Source organism: Rheinheimera soli, from assembly GCF_021290985.1.
In the GTDB taxonomy this organism is placed as follows: Bacteria; Pseudomonadota; Gammaproteobacteria; order Enterobacterales; family Alteromonadaceae; genus Pararheinheimera; species Pararheinheimera soli.
Map to the genome: position 1 here is coordinate 1 of NZ_JAJOYU010000065.1, position 3,363 is coordinate 3,363.

Consider the following 3,363-nt stretch of genomic DNA (forward strand, 5'->3'; position numbering starts at 1 on the left):
TGGGGTTATAGCTCAGCTGGGAGAGCGCCTGCCTTGCACGCAGGAGGTCAGCGGTTCGATCCCGCTTAACTCCACCATTACTCAAGATTGATTCTGAAAGTAAATTACTGTTTGAAAACTCAAAGACAAGTTCTTCGTGATGAAGTATTTCTCTTTGAGCTTTATGCTCGAAGTGCTCTTTAACAAATTGGCAAGCTGATAGAAAGAAAACAAGGTAACAATATTTATTTGTGAACCTTATCACACCTACGATTCCAGACATTTTGGGGTTGTATGGTTAAGTGACTAAGCGTACACGGTGGATGCCTTGGCAGTCAGAGGCGATGAAGGACGTGCTAACCTGCGAAAAGCTGTGAGAAGTCGGTAAGAGACGTTAGACTCACAGATGTCCGAATGGGGAAACCCACCTGATTTATCAGGTATCGTATGATGAATACATAGTCATACGAGGCGAACCGGGAGAACTGAAACATCTAAGTACCCCGAGGAAAAGAAATCAACCGAGATCCCCTTAGTAGCGGCGAGCGAACGGGGGCTAGCCCTTAAGTTGATAAAGAGTTAGTGGAACGCTCTGGAAAGTGCGGCGATACAGGGTGATAGCCCCGTACACGAAAAAGCTTTATCAATGAAAACGAGTAGGACGGGACACGTGGTATCCTGTTTGAACATGGGGGGACCATCCTCCAAGGCTAAATACTCCTGACTGACCGATAGTGAACCAGTACCGTGAGGGAAAGGCGAAAAGAACCCCTGTTAGGGGAGTGAAATAGAACCTGAAACCGTGTACGTACAAGCAGTGGGAGCCCCTTCGTGGGGTGACTGCGTACCTTTTGTATAATGGGTCAGCGACTTACATTCTGTAGCGAGGTTAACCGAATAGGGGAGCCGTAGGGAAACCGAGTCTTAACTGGGCGAATAGTTGCAGGGTGTAGACCCGAAACCGGGCGATCTATCCATGAGCAGGTTGAAGGTTGGGTAACACTAACTGGAGGACCGAACCCACAAATGTTGAAAAATTTGGGGATGACTTGTGGATCGGAGTGAAAGGCTAATCAAGCTCGGAGATATCTGGTTCTCCTCGAAAGCTATTTAGGTAGCGCCTCGAGCGAATACCATTGGGGGTAGAGCACTGTTAAGGCTAGGGGGTCATCCCGACTTACCAACCCTTTGCAAACTCCGAATACCAATGAGTACTACTCGGGAGACACACGACGGGTGCTAACGTCCGCCGTGAAAAGGGAAACAACCCAGACCACCAGCTAAGGTCCCAAAGTCATGGTTAAGTGGAAAACGATGTGGAAAGGCATAGACAGCTAGGAGGTTGGCTTAGAAGCAGCCACCCTTTAAAGAAAGCGTAATAGCTCACTAGTCGAGTCGGTCTGCGCGGAAGATGTAACGGGGCTAAACCATGCACCGAAGCTGTGGACTTGCACTATGTGCAAGTGGTAGAGGAGCGTTCTGTAAGCCGTTGAAGGTATCTCGTGAGGGGTGCTGGAGGTATCAGAAGTGCGAATGCTGACATAAGTAACGATAAGGGGAGTGAAAAACTTCCCCGCCGGAAGACCAAGGGTTCCTATCCCATGCTAATCAGGGTAGGGTAAGTCGGCCCCTAAGGCGAGGCAGAAATGCGTAGTCGATGGGAAACGGGTTAATATTCCCGTACCGACAATACTGCGATGGGGGGACGGAGAAAGCTAGGCAGGCATGGCGTTGGTAGTCCATGTGAAAGTGCGTAGGAAGGGGGATTAGGCAAATCCGGTTCCCTATATTCTGAGACACGAGACGAGCCACTACGGTGGTGAAGCTGTTGACGCTACGCTTCCAGGAAAATCCTCTAAGCTTCAGGTATTGTCGACCGTACTCGAAACCGACACAGGTGGTCAGGTAGAGCATACCAAGGCGCTTGAGAGAACTCTGGTGAAGGAACTAGGCAAAATAGTACCGTAACTTCGGGAGAAGGTACGCTCTTGTGGGTGAAGGACTTGCTCCGTAAGCCTATGAGAGTCGCAGTGACCAGCTGGCTGCAACTGTTTATTAAAAACACAGCACTCTGCAAACTCGTAAGAGGACGTATAGGGTGTGACACCTGCCCGGTGCCGGAAGGTTAATTGATGGGGTTAGCGCAAGCGAAGCTCTTGATCGAAGCCCCGGTAAACGGCGGCCGTAACTATAACGGTCCTAAGGTAGCGAAATTCCTTGTCGGGTAAGTTCCGACCTGCACGAATGGTGTAATGATGGCCAGGCTGTCTCCACCAGAGACTCAGTGAAATTGAAATTGCGGTGAAGATGCCGTATACCCGCGGCTAGACGGAAAGACCCCGTGAACCTTTACTATAGCTTGGCACTGAACATTGACCCTACATGTGTAGGATAGGTGGGAGACTTTGAAGTTGCGACGCCAGTCGTGATGGAGTCGTCCTTGAAATACCACCCTTGTATGTTTGATGTTCTAACGTAGGTCCCTGATCGGGATTGCGGACAGTGTCTGGTGGGTAGTTTGACTGGGGCGGTCTCCTCCTAAAGAGTAACGGAGGAGCACGAAGGTTGGCTAAGTACGGTCGGACATCGTACGGTTAGTGCAAAGGCAGAAGCCAGCTTAACTGCGAGACAGACACGTCGAGCAGGTACGAAAGTAGGTCTTAGTGATCCGGTGGTTCTGTATGGAAGGGCCATCGCTCAACGGATAAAAGGTACTCCGGGGATAACAGGCTGATACCGCCCAAGAGTTCATATCGACGGCGGTGTTTGGCACCTCGATGTCGGCTCATCACATCCTGGGGCTGAAGTCGGTCCCAAGGGTATGGCTGTTCGCCATTTAAAGTGGTACGCGAGCTGGGTTTAGAACGTCGTGAGACAGTTCGGTCCCTATCTGCCGTGGGCGTTGGATGATTGATTGGAGTTGTTCCTAGTACGAGAGGACCGGAATGAACGAACCGCTGGTGTTCGGGTTGTCATGCCAATGGCACTGCCCGGTAGCTACGTTCGGAACGGATAACCGCTGAAAGCATCTAAGCGGGAAGCCGGCCAAGAGATGAGTCATCCCTTGTACCTTGAGTACACATAAGGGTCGTTGGAGACCACAACGTTGATAGGTGAGGTGTGGAAGCGCAGTGATGTGTTAAGCTAACTCATACTAATTGCCCGAGAGGCTTAACCATACAACGCCCAAGGTGTTTGTGTGGGTGTGATAAAGAATTCTATCTAGCTTGCTTGTTAAAGACATAAAAACAGTTTTTGCCTGGTGGCAATAGCGCTGTGGAACCACCTGACTCCATTCCGAACTCAGAAGTGAAACGCAGCCGCGACGATGGTAGTGTGGCAGATGCCATGCGAGAGTAGTTCACCGCCAGGCTCCCAATTAAC

General features: G+C 50.4%; 1 tRNA gene and 2 rRNA genes. All 3 read left to right on the plus strand.

The window, feature by feature from the left end:
• Position 1 precedes the first annotated feature (1 nt).
• Positions 2–77, plus strand: a tRNA-Ala gene (locus LSG37_RS20895).
• A 198-nt stretch (positions 78–275) separates the two neighbouring features.
• A 23S ribosomal RNA gene (locus LSG37_RS20900) occupies positions 276–3,158 on the plus strand.
• Positions 3,159–3,237: 79 nt separating this feature from the next.
• Positions 3,238–3,352, plus strand: a 5S ribosomal RNA gene (gene rrf, locus LSG37_RS20905).
• Positions 3,353–3,363 lie beyond the last annotated feature (11 nt).